Source organism: Paenibacillus sp. PAMC21692, from assembly GCF_014303795.1.
GTDB lineage: Bacteria > Bacillota > Bacilli > Paenibacillales > Paenibacillaceae > Pristimantibacillus > Pristimantibacillus agaridevorans.
This window is the reverse complement of the sequence record NZ_CP060293.1, coordinates 2,622,350-2,641,032: the sequence shown is the minus strand read 5'-3', so window position 1 is coordinate 2,641,032 and position 18,683 is coordinate 2,622,350. Positions and strand designations below refer to the sequence as shown.

The following is an 18,683-nucleotide window of genomic DNA, read 5'->3' as shown; positions in this document are numbered from 1 at the left end:
GCTCCTTAATACTCAATATCCGTTCGCAAAAATTTGAACTGCAGCCATGCAATAATGACAATGATTATACTTAGTATGACAGCCATTGCATTAGCCCGACCATAATCCCCATTCACAAAAGCCTCCTGATACAAGAGCAATAAAATGGTTGTAGTCGCGTAATTCGGACCACCCGCAGTAAACAACAATATAATCGCAAAAAGCTGAAAGGCGCCAATCGTGCTCGTCACGGCAACGAAGAGAATGGTTGGCTTCATCATCGGGAGTGTAATACTAATGTGTTTGCGCCAGAACGATGCCCCGTCCAATTCCGCAGCCTCATAATAGCTGACGGGAATTCCGTTTAATGCCGCAGATAGGATTACAATAGGTCCGCCGAGTGAAATGGTGAGAACGACTAATGTCGTTGTCACGATCGCACTGTCATAGCTAAGAAAATTCACTTTGTCTATATTGAATAGACCAAGGAGAAAATTCAGTAATCCAAAATCATAATTCAGCAGATACTGCCACATAAACGTAATGCTGACAATGGACGTGACTGCAGGAATATAAAAAACGGCTTTAAAAACACTTTGCAGCCTCGTCCTGAACAGGCTGATAAAAATCGACAGAATTAAACTAATGATGAGAGTTGCCGGTACAAACATGATGACAATTAGAAGTGTATTCTTGACGGACCTGAGAAAAACATCATCTTCCAGCAGGGACTGGTAATTCCCAATCCCTGCCCAACCCGAAGAATAGTAGGTGTATTTGTAGAAGCTTACTTTAATAGCATCCAAGATTGGATATAAATAGAACAGAACGAAGAATAACAAAGCAGGTGCTACAAATAGAAAACCATATCTTTCTTTATACAATAAGTTGAATTCTCTTTTCAGCATCGCATGCTCCACTCCAATTCCAATTCGTACACTCGATCATTTTTTGGATGCAATTGCGTCCTTAATGATTTTATTTGCTTTCTCATCATAATCCTGCATCGCTTGCAGCGGCTCCTTGGCACCGATAAATACGGCTTGCATTTCCGGGAAGAACACCGCTCTGGTCTGCGAATATCCTTCGATATCATAAGAGCCGTCAATCGCAATGATATGCTCTGTATCGGTCACCAGTTTGGACAACCACAGCTTCTCGGGATCTGGATTGGCTCCTAACGTGTCTCTTCCATAAACATCAAAGGCGTTCATCGCTTTAATGAAATCAGGGTCCTCTGTCTGTGCAAACTGGATGAATTTCTTTGCATATTTAATCTTATTCTCATCCCCATTGTCGAAAACAACGAATTGTCCGCCTCCGCCGATAACTACGCCTTGATCCTTCTTAACACTTGGGAATGGCGCCAAGATCGCTTCAAACTCTCCCTTGATCGCCCCTTCATCTTTCGCCTTCTGGACTGCATTCAAGAGTGAAAACCCGCCAAACGCAACAGCAGTCTTTTCTTGAACGAAATAATCGTTGCTCATTCCAGCAGCTCTTGTTTCCGGATTTGGATATACAAGCTGTTTATCTATTAGCGATTTGAACCACTCCACCGCTTGCACATTTTCCGTGGAGCTAAATGTACTTTGCGTCCGGTCATCCGTATAACGTTTTCCGCCAAAACCAGCCATAAAGCTGTGATACAGAGCATCCCCCTGCTCGTTCAAGCCGAACATTAGAAACGGATAATTATCCGGTGTTTCCTTCTTCTGATATTCCCTTACGGCCACGAGGAGTTTTTCAAATTGTTCAATCGTCCAAGTCCGTAATTCTCCCGAAGGCAATAAGTCCGCCGCTCCCGCTCTTTCCACTAACGATTTATTGATGACCATGAGCGTCGCCCCCAATCCCTGAGGGTAGCTGAAGATCGTTCCGTCTTGTAAAGTTACTTTCTCAAGAACATTTTGCGGAATTTTTTTTAGCTGCTCCTCCGTCAAAATATCATTTAGAGGTACCGTATATCCCCTCTTCGCATAGCTGGTCGTACGTCCCGGAGAATCATTAAGAATATCCGGTGCCGTATTGGATGCAAGAGCTACATTCACCTTCTGATCTCCGCCATCATAGGGAATGATTTCAAGCTTCACTTTCACGTTGGGATATTTCTTTTCAAACTTTTCAATCAGCGTCTGGGCATATTCGCCTGGCTTTTGATCAGGCAAATTCCAAACCGGATAGTTCCAGAACACAAGCTCGACCGGCTTTTCATCTTCCGGATTAGTAGTTGCTTCCTGGCTCGGAGTCACGGATGATGATGAGCTGTCAGGCTCAACCGATGTCCCCTCGTTATTCCCGCTCCCGCATCCGCCCAATATGGTTACAACCAAAAGCATCACGAGCAAGTAAGCTAAACCGTGCTTTCTTCTTCTCATTTTCTACCCCTCCAGAATTTTGTTAGAAAGCAACCGAAATTAAACCGCTTTCATAAATTAAATGTTAGCGGACATATGGCTCAGTCGACCATATAATATTCTGGGTTTTCCCTAGAAAAACCATTATACCGTCTATAAAATTAGGCTGAACAGAGTTTTACTGGTGCTGTTCTCGATACTTTACCGGTGAAATCCCAAAAATCCCCTTAAAGCTGAGACTGAAATAATTGGCATCCTTGTAACCCACTTTTGCGGCTACTTCACTGATCTTTAAATCCGTTAGCGTAAGTAAATTTTCGGCTTCTTTCATTCGCACGGCAGTAACATATTGAGAGAAATTTTTGCCTGTCTCTTGTTTGAACAGCTTGGAAAAATAATTTTCGCTTATATACAATTCCTTACTAATGGTGCTAACGGAAAATTCACCATCGATGTATCGCTCATTAATGATCGTGATTGCTTTGGCAATCGTTTCATGCATCCGTGTTTCGCGTTTATTCCCGATTAATTGTGCAGATGTTTCCAAGAAAATGGAGAACTCTTGTTTCAGTTCATGTGTATGGCGATACAAGTTAAAGCTTTCAAGCGATGGCAATCGGGGGATAGTCGGGTCGGCATTAAAAAGATCGATTCCCAGATTGCTCATTAATTTAAGAATTTTCAAATGGGTATGGCCTAACGATCGATTCATCGTTTCCCTGGTCACGAATTGTTCTTTGAAGGTATTAAAAAGCAGTTCCGTGCTTGCGGTCAATTGTTCTCCTCGTCCAAACTTTACTGCTTGTACAATCTCATCCTCTATCCGTTCCAATTGTTCATAGTCGTTATCCTTCTCTTGAATATCATTAATATATATAATTTCATTCGCTTCGAATAAGTGCTTATAGTGAAGCGCATCAAGTGCTTCATTATAAGATTCGTGGATTTTATCATAGCTGAACGAGGAGCGGCTTACTCCGAATGTTGTCGGCACTCCCTTCTCCCTATTCAAAGACTCATGCAAGTATTGAATGAGATTCATTTCCGCTTCTTGTAAAATAACGATCAGACGGCGATTGTCAAGAATATGCAACAAAGCAGCCGAATGAACGGATACTAATCTGGATTGAAGAAACCGTTCTATATCGTCTATCGGAATAAATTCCTTATCGCTCATGGGAGTGTCATGAATTTCGATTACAACAACAACAATATTAACTCCGACAGTAGCAGCTACTCCAAGTTCTGCTCCTTGAGAAGAGAATTCATCGATTGTGATCCTGCCCAATAACAGCTTGCTGATTAATCTTTCCTTTCTTAGGGGAACGCTATTCTTTAACGTATCAACCATTTGGTTGAAATTATTAGCGAGGATGCCTATTTCATTAGAAGGAATCTTGACCATTCTTACATTTAAATTCCCATGACTGACACGATTCATTAACGTTACCAACTCTTTGATCGGCTTGACGAGAAATGTGGAGAGGAAAAAAGAAATCATAACAACTCCGCATAGTACGAATAGGATAAGGTAAACTATTATTTTTTTTATATAATCCACATCTTTGTAGAGCTCATCTACAAGGACACGGCTCATCAACGTATAGCGATACTTGTCATTTTTAAAAATGGATACAAAAAAGTCTTCTCCATTCATATTGGTTTGAAAGGAGGGTTCTTTTTGCAATTGGGCGGTTTTATTCAATTCGCTAACCGTTCCCTGAAGTTCTTTATGCGCATCAATCGCAACTATTCCTTGAGAATCGACTAATGTTGTTAGCTGTAATTCTCTATTCTGGAATAGAATCGAGGAGAGTGCCCCCTTTTTGATATTTATCATCATAATGCCAATCGGTTTCGTGCCTCGCGGTTTATTGAGTGCATTAATCTGGCTAATAAGTGTTACACTATTGCGATCCTTCGAGTTTCCTCCAGAGAAATCGATGAATATTTCTCCCCGCAGCTTAGCCACCTGATCTTGCAATTCTGGAGTAAAGTAGTTATTCACCCATGCTTCCGTATTAAAGTTTTGGTTCATGGTATAGTACTGCTTGCCATTAGTGTCTATAAAAACAATTGCATTAATATCCGTTTGCGTCACATTAACCTCGTACATTCTGGAGTAGAACTCATTGACGAATTCAATTTTACTTTGGTCGGATAGCCCTTCCAGTCCCTGTAACAATTTCTGCGTTGGCGCCTCGTAGGCTAACGAAATCATCAAATCGGAATATTGGGCTAATTTATTATTAATCCGATCATCAATATTAGTTAAGGAACTTATTACTGCGCGGTTTTCCTTTTCTTTAATGACTTTCTCAGCCACATAACTCGTAATGCCAGAGAAGACGATTATAATTAGAACGGAAAGGAATATGTAAGTGGATATTAAAATAACTTTCAACGATAAAAAGGTTCTGTTTGACGTTCGAATCGCCTCTCTCTTCCCCATGCTGCCACCCTTTCCTTAGCTTTGATTTTATATCCCCCACATGCCTTCTCCTTCCCCACGGATACAGCGCTTTCATTTTTCTGAACCGCTTCTGCAACTAAATCATTTATATTTTCTCAGAGTAGCATAATTATAACTGTAATGCCCATATAGATATCTGGGTTTTATCTCAAAAAAATGGATATTTGCGCTGCTGGAGACGACCGCCAAAACGATTATCGCTTTGTAGATGCTCCAACGATAAACAAAGGGGAACCATTCGGCTCCCCCCTAAAAACTTATACCTGTTCTAGCCGTCCGTTTATTCTTGTGGTTGATTAAACCTTTACCTTAATCACAATTTTTTTAACCGGTTGAGAATTGTCTACCGCCAAACATGGCATATGTACATCTTGCGGCGCTGCCAATATAAAATGACCTTCACGCAGTATAAAGAAATCGCCTGTCGCATCGTATAACGCATAGTCGGAATCGGAATCGTAAGGTTGTGTTACAACCGCTTGCCCGATAGGCGCATAACCAAAGTTCTCCTCGCCTTCAGCCACAAATTGAATGTCCATGTACCGCTCATGCGCTTCCCATAATCCTTGCTCTCGCGGTTTGGTTTCATAATGCTGAACGATTGCGAAAATATTGTCTCCGTCAATCTCATATTTTCCAGGCGCAAGAGTTTTCCATTCCTCGTTTGCTATAAATTGTGCTGCTTGCTCTAACCGCGGATGGAATCCTGTATACAGCTTGAAATTTTGCAAAGCGTCTCTAATCATTGGGCGACCTCTCCTATTCTTCCGCACTAGGCGTTATATTCAGATAATGATAGATTTGTCCTGCTATGAATGCATGTCCCTGGGCACCGGGATGAATGCTGTCATTCATGAGCATCAAGTGGCTGTTAGTCGATTCTTGTACATATTCACGCCAATGACTATAAATATCACATAAAGGAGTATCCGTTGCGGCCGCCACCTCCCGCACGGCTGCAGCATACTCCGGATAGGCGGTTCTAGCTAGGACCGCTTGTTCATGAATATTATAATCGAGCGCATTCTGGGTTAAAAGCAGCACCTCAGATCCAGATGCTATAACCCTGGTGATGATCTGTTCCAAGTTCCGTTTAAATGGGGCAATACCTGCTGCTCCTTGTATAGAATCATTTATGCCGATCATCACTGTAATCAGATCCGCTCCGAATCGCAAAGCGTCTTGATCCAGTCGATTCAGTATCCCTTGTGAAGTATCTCCGCTCTTCCCGACGTTAAACACATACGACTTGCGATTGAACCGTTCCATTAACCGTTCTGTAAGCAGACCCACATAATTAAGTTTGCCTTCAAGATGATAATTCTGTTCTGTAATGGAATCGCCTATGCAAACGATAAAAGCTCGTTCACCTCGCTGCAATTGATCTAACGCCCTGAGCTTCAACATTTCACCACCTGCTCCACATCCCCGGCGTAAGGAGCCGCTCGGGCAGATTCCGGAATCGCTCTCTTATTTCATTACAAATGGACTCCGGTACGGCAGGCCCTTCTATTAACCGTAAATTTTCCTCCAATTGCTCAACTGTCTGCACGCCGATAACCAGACTATCTACACCCGGCATATCGCGAATATAGGAAACAGCCAGCTCGGCAGGAGTTAAGCCACAGCTATGCGCAAGCTCGCGAAGCTGGCGGATCGGTTCAACAGCCTCGGGCAATTGAGACGGCAGCTCTGCTTCATCCGCATAGAAAAGGCCTTGCAGGAACACGCTGCGGACAAACACTGTTTTGCCTGCGGATCGCAACATCTCCAGACACCCGTTATTCAGAGGTCGATGATCGAACACATTTAACGGAAGCTGTACAGCGCCGAAAACGGAGTCTTCCAAATACGGACGCAGCATTGCAAACTCCTCTTCCGTATTGGACGAAAATGAAATACCCGCCTTTTCCGCTAAGCCATCCCGTACAAGCTCGGCGAATACTTGCGCAATGATGTCTCCATGAGCTCGCATCGCATCGACGTTATGCAGCATCATAGCAGACACTTGCTCGACACCGAGTTTCTCAAGCGACGCTCTCGTCTGGCGATAGATCTCATCTTTTATTCGTCCAGGACTCCAGCTTCCCTCCGGCTGCACATAAATTTTGGTAATGATTGTCGGAGCTTCTCCGGATTGCAACTTGCCAAAAAAACGACCCAGTATTTGCTCAGATTCCCCATACGTCGCAGCCGTATCGTAGGCCGACACTCCACCTTGCCATGCTGCTTGCAAAATACCATAACTCGCTTGAACATCAGGCTTTTGACTGGTGCCGATAAGCCCGTAATTCATGCCAAGTTGTACCGTGCCAAGCGTCATTTTGGATACTGTAAGTTTATTCACGGACATTTTACCCTTTCTTTTACCAAATTGTCCAGCCTCCATCCAGCAATAGATTATGACCCGTGATGTAACGCGAAGCTTCGGAGGCGAGGAAAACGATCGGCCCCTTGATATCATCGTCTTCGGCCAATCTGCCAAGCGGAGTCATAGACTTGTAATTGTTTACGAATGCATTCGAATGCTCCTCATGCTGATCCTCTCCTTCGTAATAACCGCCGGGACTAATCGCATTGACGCGAATGTTATAGGGTCCATAATAGCTGGCCATCCATTTCGTCATTCCGATCATCCCCCACTTCGCGAATGTATACTCGACACCGCTGGTCATACCCGTATCTCCATATACAGGGAAGTGAGGCGCCTGCGCTCCTTGAATAGAGGCTATGTTAATAATATTTCCTTTGCCTGCGGCACGCATCAGTTTAACGGCTTCCCTCGAGATAAGCATCAACCCCGTTCCGTTCACCTGCTGCGCCGTATTCCATCCTTCGGCAGTCGTATCTTCAACATTGTTCAAACCATAACGGGAAACGGAGTTATTGACGAGAATATCAATTCGCCCATACCTCTCGGACACTTCTGCGATAAATGCGATAATGCTTTGTTCATCGCTCAGATCCAGCTTCATGCCTGATGCTTTGTATCCGCGTTCATTAAAGCGATCTGCGAGAGCCTGACACTTCCCCTCGTTGCGGGAAGCGATAATGACATGCGCTCCTGCCTCGCAAAGAGCGGTGGAAATATGCTCGCCGTACAAACCCGAGCCTCCTGTAACAATTGCAACCTGACCATTCAATTGGAACAAATCCATCGTCGACATAACAAACCCACTTTCTATTTAAATTCATGAAATGCGCTTTGCATATATAATATGGTATTACCAATTAATATAGCATCTGCTCTTTGTTTTAGTCAATTTTATTTCATTCCATGCATGTAGAAAGGGAGTACACTAACCGTATACTCCCTTATCTCTTATTGAATAGCTTTCAGTAAAACCTTCACCGCTTCCGCACGGGTCGATTCGCCCTCTGGAGCAAAGCGGTTGCCGCCGCGTCCTTCGACCAGTCCGCGAGCAGCCGCCTCAGCAACCAGGGGCTTGGCCCAAGCCGGAATCGCTGCGTCGTCCGCAAAGCTCGTAGCCGACTCCATTCCAACAGAGAGCCCCAGCGCGCGCACTGTCATAACAATCATTTCTGTTCGAGTTATCCTCGCATCCGGACGGAAAGTGCCGTCATCATAGCCTTGTATGATGTTCGATTGCAGCGCCTGCGCTATAGATAGCAGAGCCCAGTCCGGGATATGCTCGCTATCGGCAAACGACAACGGCAACGCTTCTTCATTGGCCTCCAGCTCCAGCGCGCGGGCAAGCATAACGATAAACTCGGCTCTCGTCAACTCTTTATCAGGCTTGAACATGCCATTCGGATAGCCATTGACAATCCCTAGCCTTACCGCCTCATAGACGGCTGCCTGACTCCAATGTCCGGCCAAATCGCTAAACGATACGGCGGGCTCTGTCGATCCAAGCAGCTTGGCGAAGACCGCGAATGTAGCCAAACGATCTGTTGCTGCCGAAATAAAATCACCTTCAACCTTTCCTCCGATTTCAACCCAAACTTTTTTCTCTTCATCATAGTAAGCAATAACAGGCAGTTGATGATCTTCAAGCTTTTCCCGATCAAACTTCAGCTTAATCGTTGCCGGCTTCTTCAGGCTTCCCGCTACATTTTTCGATACTTTAAAGGCAGGGCTTAACCGGCTCCATTCCGGATGCTGGAGGACGCCAGTTTCCTGAAGCTTTGAAATGGCGATGCGCATTGCCCCGTCCGAGGCTCCTGCCGGAATCGTCAATTCTATTTCATTATTGCTGCTTAACGTCCCGCCTTCCCCGGCAGCAATGTTCCATTCATTAGCGGTATTGCCACCGGTCGAAGGCGCCGTCGATCCCGATGACTCTCTGAGCTGCATACGGAATCGGTTGGAATGGGCCTGTGCCTCATTGCCGTTCATATCCACCGCGCGAATATGCAAATACCAATCGCCGGACACGCTCGACAAAGTAATCGCATCGCTTAAGCCGAATGCTTTCCAACCTGTATCCGGAGCTGTCTCGCTCTGTGCCCAAACATACATAAGCCGATCGGCGTCGATACCGCTCCAATCATCGGTTACCGCCGCTTGGACTGAAGCTTCGTACAGCAAGGTTTCACTCCCGTCTGGAGAGAACAAGATTGCCGGAGCAGTCGTGTCCGTCTCTTCGACCGCCGCCTCCTCATCTCCGATCAATCCGGCTTGCGGCAGCGCCACTGATAGATCCTGAATCATCACTTCATCTATATAGACTTCCGTCCCAAGTCCCGAAGCGCCGGATGAGATCATCAGATGGTTAACGACTTTACCCGGATGAGCAGCCTCTATCGGGCCCTTGTATGCATCATTCACATAGACGTCGGCCATTCCACTGTCCAAATCAAAGTCAAGACGAATTTTATGCCATTCATTAAACGTCAAGCTTGTCGGTGTCGCCAGCTCATGAAACTCGATCGGCTGGTCATACTCCGTGATGACACGCATAATCTCTTGCTGCGGCGCTCCGAAAGTAAAAGCGGTATCCGAGTAGTTTTGGTGGACTTTTACATAACGCGCTTCGATATCCAAATGCTCCAGCCCAATATTAATATTGCCGTCTTCCTTCTCGAAGGTCCATCCTTCCAGAAGAGTCCAATCCCCATTGTTCATATCGCTGACATACACTTCAAGGTTCTGCTGCTGGATCCGATTCCCCGGCAGGTTGTCTGGCGGCTGCGGTTTATTATATTGCTTGCCGTCAATCAAATGGATTTCGCGCAGCTTGGCAGCCCGGCCAAGATCCACGCCTACGCTGCGATCCTTGTAATCTAACGCGAACGGGAAAGCGTCCGAGAAATTGGACAAGTTGCCCGTCAGCGGGTTGCTGTCCGGATTCACAAAACCTACTTTGACCGTCCCGGTTGAAGAATTTATTTCCGTATCCGTATATTTCAACGATCCGTCAGAATCTAGCTGCAGGATAAAACCGGCGCCGAGCGCATTCCAATGCTGCGAGTATCCTTCCTGCAAAGAAATAAACAGATCATTGTCGAAGCTCTCTCCATAGACCGAAAGCTGCACGCTCGCTTTCCGTGTTGCAGGGAACAGCCTTGATCCGCCCGTCACTCGCTGGTCGTCAATATTGTCGTGAATATAAAGCGATCGATCTCCTTGCTTCGCAACAGCGTCACTTGTTGTAACGACTCCTGAGTTAGCCGTCTTCCACCAGTAATCATTTGCCAGACTTGTCCCGTTATCAGGCGTAATTCCGCTATGCTCATACTCAAAGCTATCCAATGCGCCATGGCTGTAGCGCAAATAACGGTCAAAATCCTCTACCAACATAGAGAAGGCCCCCGTCAGTCCAGGCCACGTGAACAGCCGCGCATCATCGCCTGCCTTTACTCCATCCGCCTGAACAACGTTGCGTTTCTCATTCTCGGAAATCCAGCCCGGCGTGGACAAGCGAGTGCGTCCAGTCAGATCATGATAACCCTGCCAGGTGAGCGTCTCATCATCGCTGTAAGCAATGGTAAGATTGTTGCGATAATAACTCCCCATTCCTTCCGCATTATGCCCTGACCATGTCAGTAAAATATTCCCGTTGTCATCCCGCTGCATGGCGGGGAACGTATTGGTGCTCATCATTTCACTGTCGGCCACCGGGGACCATGTCAATCCTTCATCCGCCGATGAGCTTGTCCCGAGATAATAAATATCCGATCTTTGCTGACGCAAGTAAGTCTTTAAACTGCCATCAGCCAATTCGATAATGGCAACCTCAGTCACTCCGCCTTCCCCGCCAATGGATGGAATCGTCAGCTCGGAAACGCTCTTCTGCCAAGTGCCCCCATTATCGTCCGAGTACAGGAAGCTGACGCCAAAGGTGCCGTCATCTCCGATGACATGGGAGAATGGCGCGATGATCCTTCCAGAACTATGACGAATCGGATTCGTATAAGAGATCATATAATGAATCGGCGCTCCGGAAGCTGTTTGCAGGCCCGTTATTCGCGCAGGTTCGCCGAATACCGGCTTTTGTCCGTCAAATCCGGTTGATTTGACGACATACATATCGTTGCGGCACACATCGATGGACAAACAAGTATTGCCACCGCTCCACACGCCAAAATAATGATGGACGGCAAAGAACAAATAAACTTCGCCCGTATCGGGATCAACATAAGTTCCGGTAGGAAATTCATACAGGTCTGAGCCTGCCGCCGAAACAGGCTGTATAATCGTTTCCTGATCCGTCCATGTCTTGCCGCCGTCAAAGGAGTAATTGGCCAGTATGCCCACGTCATTCGAACCCGCTACTGTCATCAGCGTGCCATCCTTCAATCGCACCGGCTTCAATTCCCCTGATTGTTCCGCAATTGTTTTGTTGCCGTACTCGATTTGCAGCGCTTCCTGTGCTCCGCCGCGGAAGGAGGCCGCCGGGTTGCCGTAATACATATAAATTTGCTTGGTTTCCTCAGGCTGCATTTCAGGAATTCGTACGTAGAAGCCTGCATCATCCATATAGAAGTGCAGCTCTTGGCCACCAGCCGCAAAGCGAATATCGCGATAATCGGCTTGCAGCTTCCCGTCGACAATCAATTGCGCGGTTCCAAGATCCTCCTTAGTCAGATAAACCGCCCGATCATTGATCATTTCGGCATTCGAATTGGAGACAGTTACCGGCTTTTGATACAACCAGCTTTGTCCATTGCCGGCCGTCCAGCGTCCTTGCGGCAGCTGATACGCTTTAATCATCTCTTGCAGGCTTTCATTATAAAAAGTGCCTTTCGTATCATCAAAATGGTTATGAACCTTTACATAACGAGCTGATTCCGAAAAATTGTACAAAATTACACGGTTGTCCACTTTAACGAAATCCCAATCCTTTACTTTGCTGTACGTCTCATTATCCGAGCTGATGTATAGGGACAGATCGCTCTTCTCGACTCGGTTCGACGCATTCGCCGCTTCAAGTTCGATGGTGTTCACAGCCGCGATTGCTCCAAAATCGACGCCGATGCTGCGATACTGATAGTCCAGCTCCATTCTCCCGCTATTGCCGAAGCCGCTTAGCTGCCCCAGCTCCGGATTGGCGTCCTTATTCGCAAACCCCGCCGTTGATGCAATCAAGCCTGGGCCATAACCGTTATAAAGGTCGGCTTCTTCCGGCTGCCCGCTTGCCATCGCCAATTGCGGTATTGCCAAGGCCAGAATCATTCCTATGCTGATGTAAAACTGGAGCTTGCGAAATCCTTTGCGAAGTAACCGTTCCCTTCTCATTCATTATTCCTCCCAATAGTTATTTTGTAACCGCTTCCTCACTGATTATAAAAGGAGTCCATCATTCGATGAACCCCTTAACATTCAGATCATAGCGGGAGGAATTATTGTTCTTGCCAGGCTGTTTATATATTAATCCGAATGCGATGCACTCATGATTCTGTATTCGCTTGCGCTCAAGCCGGTATGCTGCTTGAATTTTTTATAAAACCAATCCAGGTCGTTATAACCGACGGCATAGGCCACCTCGTAGACCTTCATATCCGTAGAGCTCAATATTCTTTTTGCGTTTTCCATGCGAACCTGAAACAAATAATCGTTAAAGCCAATGCCTGTTTCCGCTTTAAATAGCTGCCCCAAATAGGCCGCATTCATATACACTTGAGAAGCTATATTTTTCATACTGATGTTGTCGGCATAACGTTCATTCGCTAATCGCTTGGCTACTTTGACCGCATTTTCAGATGACAGCTCGCTATGGGACTTGATCAACTCAGCTGTTTCCCTCAATTTCGTCCATGTAATTTGGAACAGATCCGTCAAAGATCTTGCCCCCATAATGCGTTCGTAATCGAGTTGTCTCGGATTAAACAGCTGCTCATAATCAATCCCCTGTTCCCTAACAAGCCGAAACAACTCAATGAACAGCTCCAAGATCATTGTTTTAATAAGATTCGATTGCACTTGATTTTTCGCCAATAACTCCCATCTGCGCGCAAGCAGTTCTCTTAGTTGCTCGCTGTCCTGCTTGTTAAGCTGTTCAATAAGCTCATTGGCATGGAGCCAGTTCTGTTCATCATCATTCGCCTCTTTCGAGAACAGCCTCTCTTCCGAAATAACGCTTTGCTTGCCGAAAAAGAATTGCTTGTCCAGCATTCGTTTCGCTTCTTCATAAGACTTTACGGCTTCATTCATCGCATGAACCAGCTTGCCTATGCCGAATGTTATCCCGATTTTTGCGTATTGCTGCACATGCTGGCTCATCAGGCTGATTTTTGCAATAACATCCGCACGCTCCACCTCGTCTAAATCCGAGTATAAAACGATGCCGTATTTCATATCCGATTCTTCGAATAAACAGCCGCTTAACCCAATAATATCTTCCATGACATTACGCGCGGCAAACCGTTTTATTTGCAGATCATTATCCGTCATAGAAGAGTCGTTCCAGGCTTCCGAGTCCAGCTCCGCCGCAATGCAGCAAATCCCTGAGCGCTCTCTAACATGTATATCTATCAGCTTAAACCGTTCCGTCACTTCTTCCGCATTCATGAAACCGTTGGCCCATTCTCTGGCAATGCGCTCCTTTGTTGCAGACAAACCAAAATGCAGCTTTTTGTCCAGCATCCGTTCATTTTCCAGCTCGGCTGCCACGGTTTTCAATAGACGCACCAAGTCATCTTCCTCAACCGGCTTCAGCAAATAATCCTTAACGCCCAGTTGCAAACCCTTCTGTGCGAATGAGAAGTCCTCATAACCGCTCATGATGATAATCGGAACATCGGATAATGCGCGCAGCTGCGCAATCAAATCCAAACCGCTCAATACCGGCATCTTCATATCAGTGACGACCAGGGCGTAATTGCCGTCATGAAAAAGATCGAGCGCCTGCTGGCCGTTCGTCGCTTCACCCGCGATCGTGAAACCAAGCAGCTCCCAATCCAGCAAATATTTCAGCGAAAGCAACGCCCCCGGCTCATCATCTACAAGAAGTACGTTATAGATGGCTCCCAACCTCCTTATGTTTGCGGCTTGTCTAGCGGAAGGTTAATGATAATCCTTGTGCCTTCTCCCAGCTTGCTTTCAATGATCAGACCGAAGTTCGGGCCAAAGCTCTGACGCAATCTTTGATGTACGTTGCGCAGGCCAATATGCAGCGAGTCATCCTTCTTCTGATCTGCAGTTTCGAGCCTTTGTCTTATTGCCGTCAAGTGATCGCACGGAATGCCTGGACCGTTGTCCTCCACAACAAGTCTGCATTGCCGCTCATCAAAATCCGCCCGAATAACGATCATTGTTCCGTCAGCGCTTGGCTCCAGCGCATGGACGATCGTATTTTCCACCAATGTCTGCAGCGAAAGCTTCGGTATAGCGACATCATGCAGCCGCTTCGGAATGTCGATTCGGAAGCGAAGCCTGTCAGAGAATCGGAAAGCTTGAATGTTCAAGTAAGTCTCGATAATGTCCAATTCTTCCGCTATCGTAATCATCCTGCCGCTTTTGCCCAGCACATTGCGAAAGGATTTAGCCAATAAATTAACAATTTTCGCATTTTCGCGATCTCCCTTCATAAGGAGATTACCGCGAAGCGCATTTAAAGTATTAAACAAATAATGGGGATTCACTTGTGTCTGCAAGGCGTATAACTCGGACTCCTTTGTCTTCAGCTCCAGCTCTTTGCGCTCCAGTTCCGACTCATACACCTCGCGAATAAGCCGCTGCATGCGCTGCACCATCTCGTTGAACCTGAAGCCGAGCTTGCTTACTTCGTCATTTCCTTTAATCGTTTGAATCGGCTGCAAGTTTTCGAGGCTGGTTTTTCTCATTTTTATGGACAGCTCTACCAATCTTCTCGTTAATCTGGACGATACCACATAGTTTGCAATGACGAATATAGCTAAGGTTGCAACGAACAGAACGAGAGCCGTCGTTCGAATCGCATTCGTGCCTGCCACCAGGGCATCAAGCTGGGTAAGAAAGACGATTTGGATGCCATCTACGCTATTGCGCGAATCCAGGACGCGGCTGGTTAGCAAATATTCCTGATCGGCCATACGTACAAGCTGGCCGTCATCATTGGCAGTCATCTCGGGGAAAAACCAGTAATCCTCCAAGCGGGCCACCCCTGCATGGTCAGAAGCATTGTCAAATACGACCTTCCCATCCGATAAACTAAACACGATTTGATTCGGATTATCCTTCGCTTTTATAAAGTCCACCAGCACATTGACATCCACATCGATAGAAACGAATAGACATGCTTTCATATCCAGATGGTTAAGCCTTTGCGATAAGCGAAGCAAGTTCTCTCCACCCGCTCCCTTCTCCAAAGTCCAGGAACGAAGCGACCGATAGCTTGGCGCGGAAGTGTCGCATCCGCTTCTCCTCGCCAATTCTGGAGCCTCCGACAACGGCCTGACAACCCCTAATTGAAACGTATCATTATTGGTAAACAGTTGAAAATTGACAATCTCTTTTGTAGAACGAATCGATTCCATAAGCGGGACGATAAGCTCCGTGTACTCCGTATGCTGCAACGCCAAAGAATGAATTTCTTGAAGCAGAGTAGCCTGCAGCGAATCATCCATATACAGTACATCGGCAGTCTGCTCGTAGGTTTTCAAGAGACTGTCCACATTTTCCGTCATTTGCGAAAACGAGTTGCTATTGCTTTCCATGATCTTCTCAAGAATCATCTGCCTGCTAAAATGCTCAAAAATAAAAGTAAGGGAAGTGAGCAGCAAAATGACGACTGCGCCGTTCGACAAAAACAGCTTAGTGCGGATACTCATTCTGCTCCCCCTCCCCTATATGATTTATTTCCCTATATGGCTATATCGCGCAGTAGCCTCTTTCCACAATTTTGTATACGCTTCCTCCACTTTCGCGATTCCCGCCTTTTCCAGCGCGCGCATGGTTTCATTCCACTGCTTTTCGAACTCCTCTTCCGACGCGGAGAAAACAATCTTGGCCGTATCGCGGTTCCAAATTTGCTTAAGCCGCTCGGATTCGGCGCGCACTTCCTCCACATCGCCCAGTTGTCCAAGTCCGTGAAGAATAAAGTTCACCTCGGGAATGAAGTCCGCCCACACTTCCTTGCCGTACTCCGCTAAAACTTCTTTTGTTCTTTCATCGTATTTTTCTCTGACGCTATCTCTCGTCGTAGGCGTGGCATAGTCTCCATCAGCCAACTTCGTTCCGTGCGCGTAATACATCGATGTGCCGTAGAATGGCGTAACAATTTCGCTCCAGATCAAATCCGGGTTGGCGGCAACTCCTTGCTTATACTCTTCCTTAATGACCCGCTTACCGTCTACGACTTCATAATGACTGCCTTCAATTCCCCAGTTAATCAAAATTTGCGCTTCATCGGTAAACATATAATCAAGCAGCTTGATTACTTCTTCCGGATGCTTGGATTTTGAGGTAATCGCCCAGTTCCAGTTTGAACGCGTTGCCGCGGCCGTGAAATTTTTATTTGGTTTGGTTGCATCGAACACAAGCGGGAAATAAGCGTAAAGATCATCAAAGTTGCCTGACGCCCGGATAACCGGTTCTACTTCCGGCTGCATGTACCAGCTTGGGAAAGCGCCCGCCAAAACTCGGCCTTCCGCCAACCTTTGCGTCATCGTATCATTTTTTAAAGTAAAAAATTCTTTGTCCAGCATGCCGGCGATATGAAGCTTATTTAAAAATGCGAGATAGTTTTTCGCCTCTTCCGATGTAAAGATATGCCTAACATTATTGTTTTCGTCGATCGTAAAGTCCCCGTGATTTTCCAATCCGCTCGTAGTGAAGATCGGACCTGTCGCGTTTTCATAAGTATTGTCATTATAGCTAAAGCCGGAGAAAGGAATGGTCGGCTGTCCATTCGTTTGCGGATGCTTCTCATAGTAATCCTTCAGCAAGTTGAACAAATCATCCATTGTTTTCAGTTCGGGGTATCCCGCTTCCTCCAACATTTTATAGCTGACAGCGAACTCCGATTGCATCGTCGGCGTAGGCTCATCAGTTATGTTGCTGACATAAAGCGACCAAATATGTCCGTTTTCGTCTTTTAACAAATCGAAGTATTCTCCGAAATGCTTCTTAATATTAGGGCCATGCTCTTCTATCAAATCCTCCAGCGGGATTATTGCGCCGGCATCCGAATATTTTTTAATATAATCCGGCTTTAAAATGACCGTATCGGCCGGATAGTCGCCGGAAGCGAGCCATAAGTCGAATTTCTGATTGCGATCTCCCGTTACTGTAACCAGGTCAAATTTAAAGCCTGATTTTTTGCTAAGCTCCGTCATAACCGGATTGTTCGCATCCAGGTTCGGATACAAGCTTGCCATCTGGACCACAACGGGCTCTTGAGGCGCCGCCGATTGTGTCCCGGCTTTCGTTTCTCCCGGTTTATTCGTCGGGGCAGTGCCGTTCCCTCCGTTGTTCCCCCCGCTGCAGCCGGCAGCCACTGCAAATACAAGCACGATGACGAGCAATCTGAACATTTTGTTCATGATAACACCCTTTCTAGTTTTTAATTATATCATCGGGTTTCCCCCAAAGATATCATTCCTTCATAGCGCCAAGCGTCATGCCTTTAATGAAATACTTCTGCAAGAATGGATACACGAACAGGATGGGAAGCGTGACAACCATCGACATCGTGGCCCTGATCGACTGCGGCGTTGTAAAATTCAATAAAGCGTCGTCGGTTCCGGACCCGATACCGCCGGAAACTTGCTCGGTTGTCTGCATTAAAATCTGCATGAGTTGATATTGCAGCAGAGTCAGGCTTTCTTTGCTGTTGTACAAGAAATTATCCGTCCAGGAATTCCAATGTCCGACGGATATAAACAAAGTAATGGTTGCAATGACAGGAAGACTGATCGGCATAACAACGCGGAATAAGGTTTGCCATTCATTTGCTCCATCCAGCTTGGCCGATTCAACAAGCCCGTCAGGCAGCTGGTCAAAGTAGCTCCGCATAATCATCACGTTAAACGCGCCGATCAGACCGGGAATAATATAAACCGCGAACGTATTGGTCAATCCTAAATTTTTGATCATCAAATAGATCGGAATAATCCCGCCGTTTACATACATGCTGACCACAATGATGGTATTGAGCGTTTTGCGAAGCATATACTCTCTGCGGCTTAATGCGTAAGCAACCATAATTGTGCATATGACGGACAATCCGGTTCCAATCAATGTTCGCAATACGGAGAGAGCAGCGGAATCGAATAAACGGTCATTGCTGAATATAAGGCGATAATTGTCGAGCGTAAACTCTCGCGGCCATAGATAGATTCCGCCGCGCATCGTATCGAGCGACTGATTCAAGGAGACGGCCAATAGATTCATAAAAGGATACAATGTCGCTATGCCCAGCAGCAGCAGCAGCGTATTGTTGAAAACGTTAAATATGCTGTCCCCGACTTTAGTTCTGCTTCTCATTTTG

12 protein-coding genes are annotated in these 18,683 nt (G+C 46.2%); all 12 read right to left on the bottom strand.

From position 1 onward, the window contains the following. Positions 1 to 5 precede the first annotated feature (5 nt). Positions 6 to 887, bottom strand: a complete 882-nt coding sequence (locus H7F31_RS10425; RefSeq protein WP_187104103.1) for a carbohydrate ABC transporter permease — start codon at positions 885 to 887, stop codon at positions 6 to 8. 36 nt (positions 888 to 923) lie between these two features. Continuing rightward, positions 924 to 2,357, bottom strand: a complete 1,434-nt coding sequence (locus H7F31_RS10420; RefSeq protein WP_187104102.1) for an ABC transporter substrate-binding protein — start codon at positions 2,355 to 2,357, stop codon at positions 924 to 926. Between the two features lie 157 nt (positions 2,358 to 2,514). Beyond that, complete coding sequence (locus tag H7F31_RS10415; protein WP_187104101.1) at positions 2,515 to 4,788, bottom strand: helix-turn-helix domain-containing protein; 2,274 nt, start codon at positions 4,786 to 4,788, stop codon at positions 2,515 to 2,517. Between the two features lie 317 nt (positions 4,789 to 5,105). Next, entirely contained in the window at positions 5,106 to 5,555 is a 450-nt protein-coding gene (locus H7F31_RS10410) for a NanQ anomerase/TabA/YiaL family protein (protein ID WP_187104100.1), read from the bottom strand. Between the two features lie 13 nt (positions 5,556 to 5,568). Next, positions 5,569 to 6,216 carry an SGNH/GDSL hydrolase family protein gene (locus H7F31_RS10405; protein WP_187104099.1) on the bottom strand — a complete coding sequence of 216 codons (648 nt, stop codon included), beginning with the start codon at positions 6,214 to 6,216 and terminating at the stop codon, positions 5,569 to 5,571. A 1-nt stretch (position 6,217) separates the two neighbouring features. Then, a complete protein-coding gene (locus tag H7F31_RS10400) occupies positions 6,218 to 7,156 on the bottom strand; it encodes an aldo/keto reductase (RefSeq protein ID WP_187104098.1) in 939 nt (312 codons plus the stop codon). Positions 7,157 to 7,175: 19 nt separating this feature from the next. Further along, positions 7,176 to 7,976, bottom strand: a complete 801-nt coding sequence (locus H7F31_RS10395) for an SDR family NAD(P)-dependent oxidoreductase (RefSeq protein WP_222622746.1) — start codon at positions 7,974 to 7,976, stop codon at positions 7,176 to 7,178. 155 nt (positions 7,977 to 8,131) lie between these two features. After that, positions 8,132 to 12,511 (bottom strand): DUF2341 domain-containing protein, encoded by a 4,380-nt coding sequence (locus H7F31_RS10390; protein ID WP_187104097.1) that lies wholly within the window; start codon positions 12,509 to 12,511, stop codon positions 8,132 to 8,134. Positions 12,512 to 12,643: 132 nt separating this feature from the next. Further along, entirely contained in the window at positions 12,644 to 14,245 is a 1,602-nt protein-coding gene (locus tag H7F31_RS10385) for a response regulator (protein WP_187104096.1), read from the bottom strand. 5 nt (positions 14,246 to 14,250) lie between these two features. Beyond that, positions 14,251 to 16,023 (bottom strand): sensor histidine kinase, encoded by a 1,773-nt coding sequence (locus H7F31_RS10380; RefSeq protein WP_187104095.1) that lies wholly within the window; start codon positions 16,021 to 16,023, stop codon positions 14,251 to 14,253. 24 nt (positions 16,024 to 16,047) lie between these two features. Beyond that, entirely contained in the window at positions 16,048 to 17,736 is a 1,689-nt protein-coding gene (locus H7F31_RS10375; protein ID WP_187104094.1) for an extracellular solute-binding protein, read from the bottom strand. Positions 17,737 to 17,788: 52 nt separating this feature from the next. Next, positions 17,789 to 18,679, bottom strand: a complete 891-nt coding sequence (locus H7F31_RS10370; protein WP_187104093.1) for a carbohydrate ABC transporter permease — start codon at positions 18,677 to 18,679, stop codon at positions 17,789 to 17,791. Between the last annotated feature and the right edge of the window lie 4 nt (positions 18,680 to 18,683).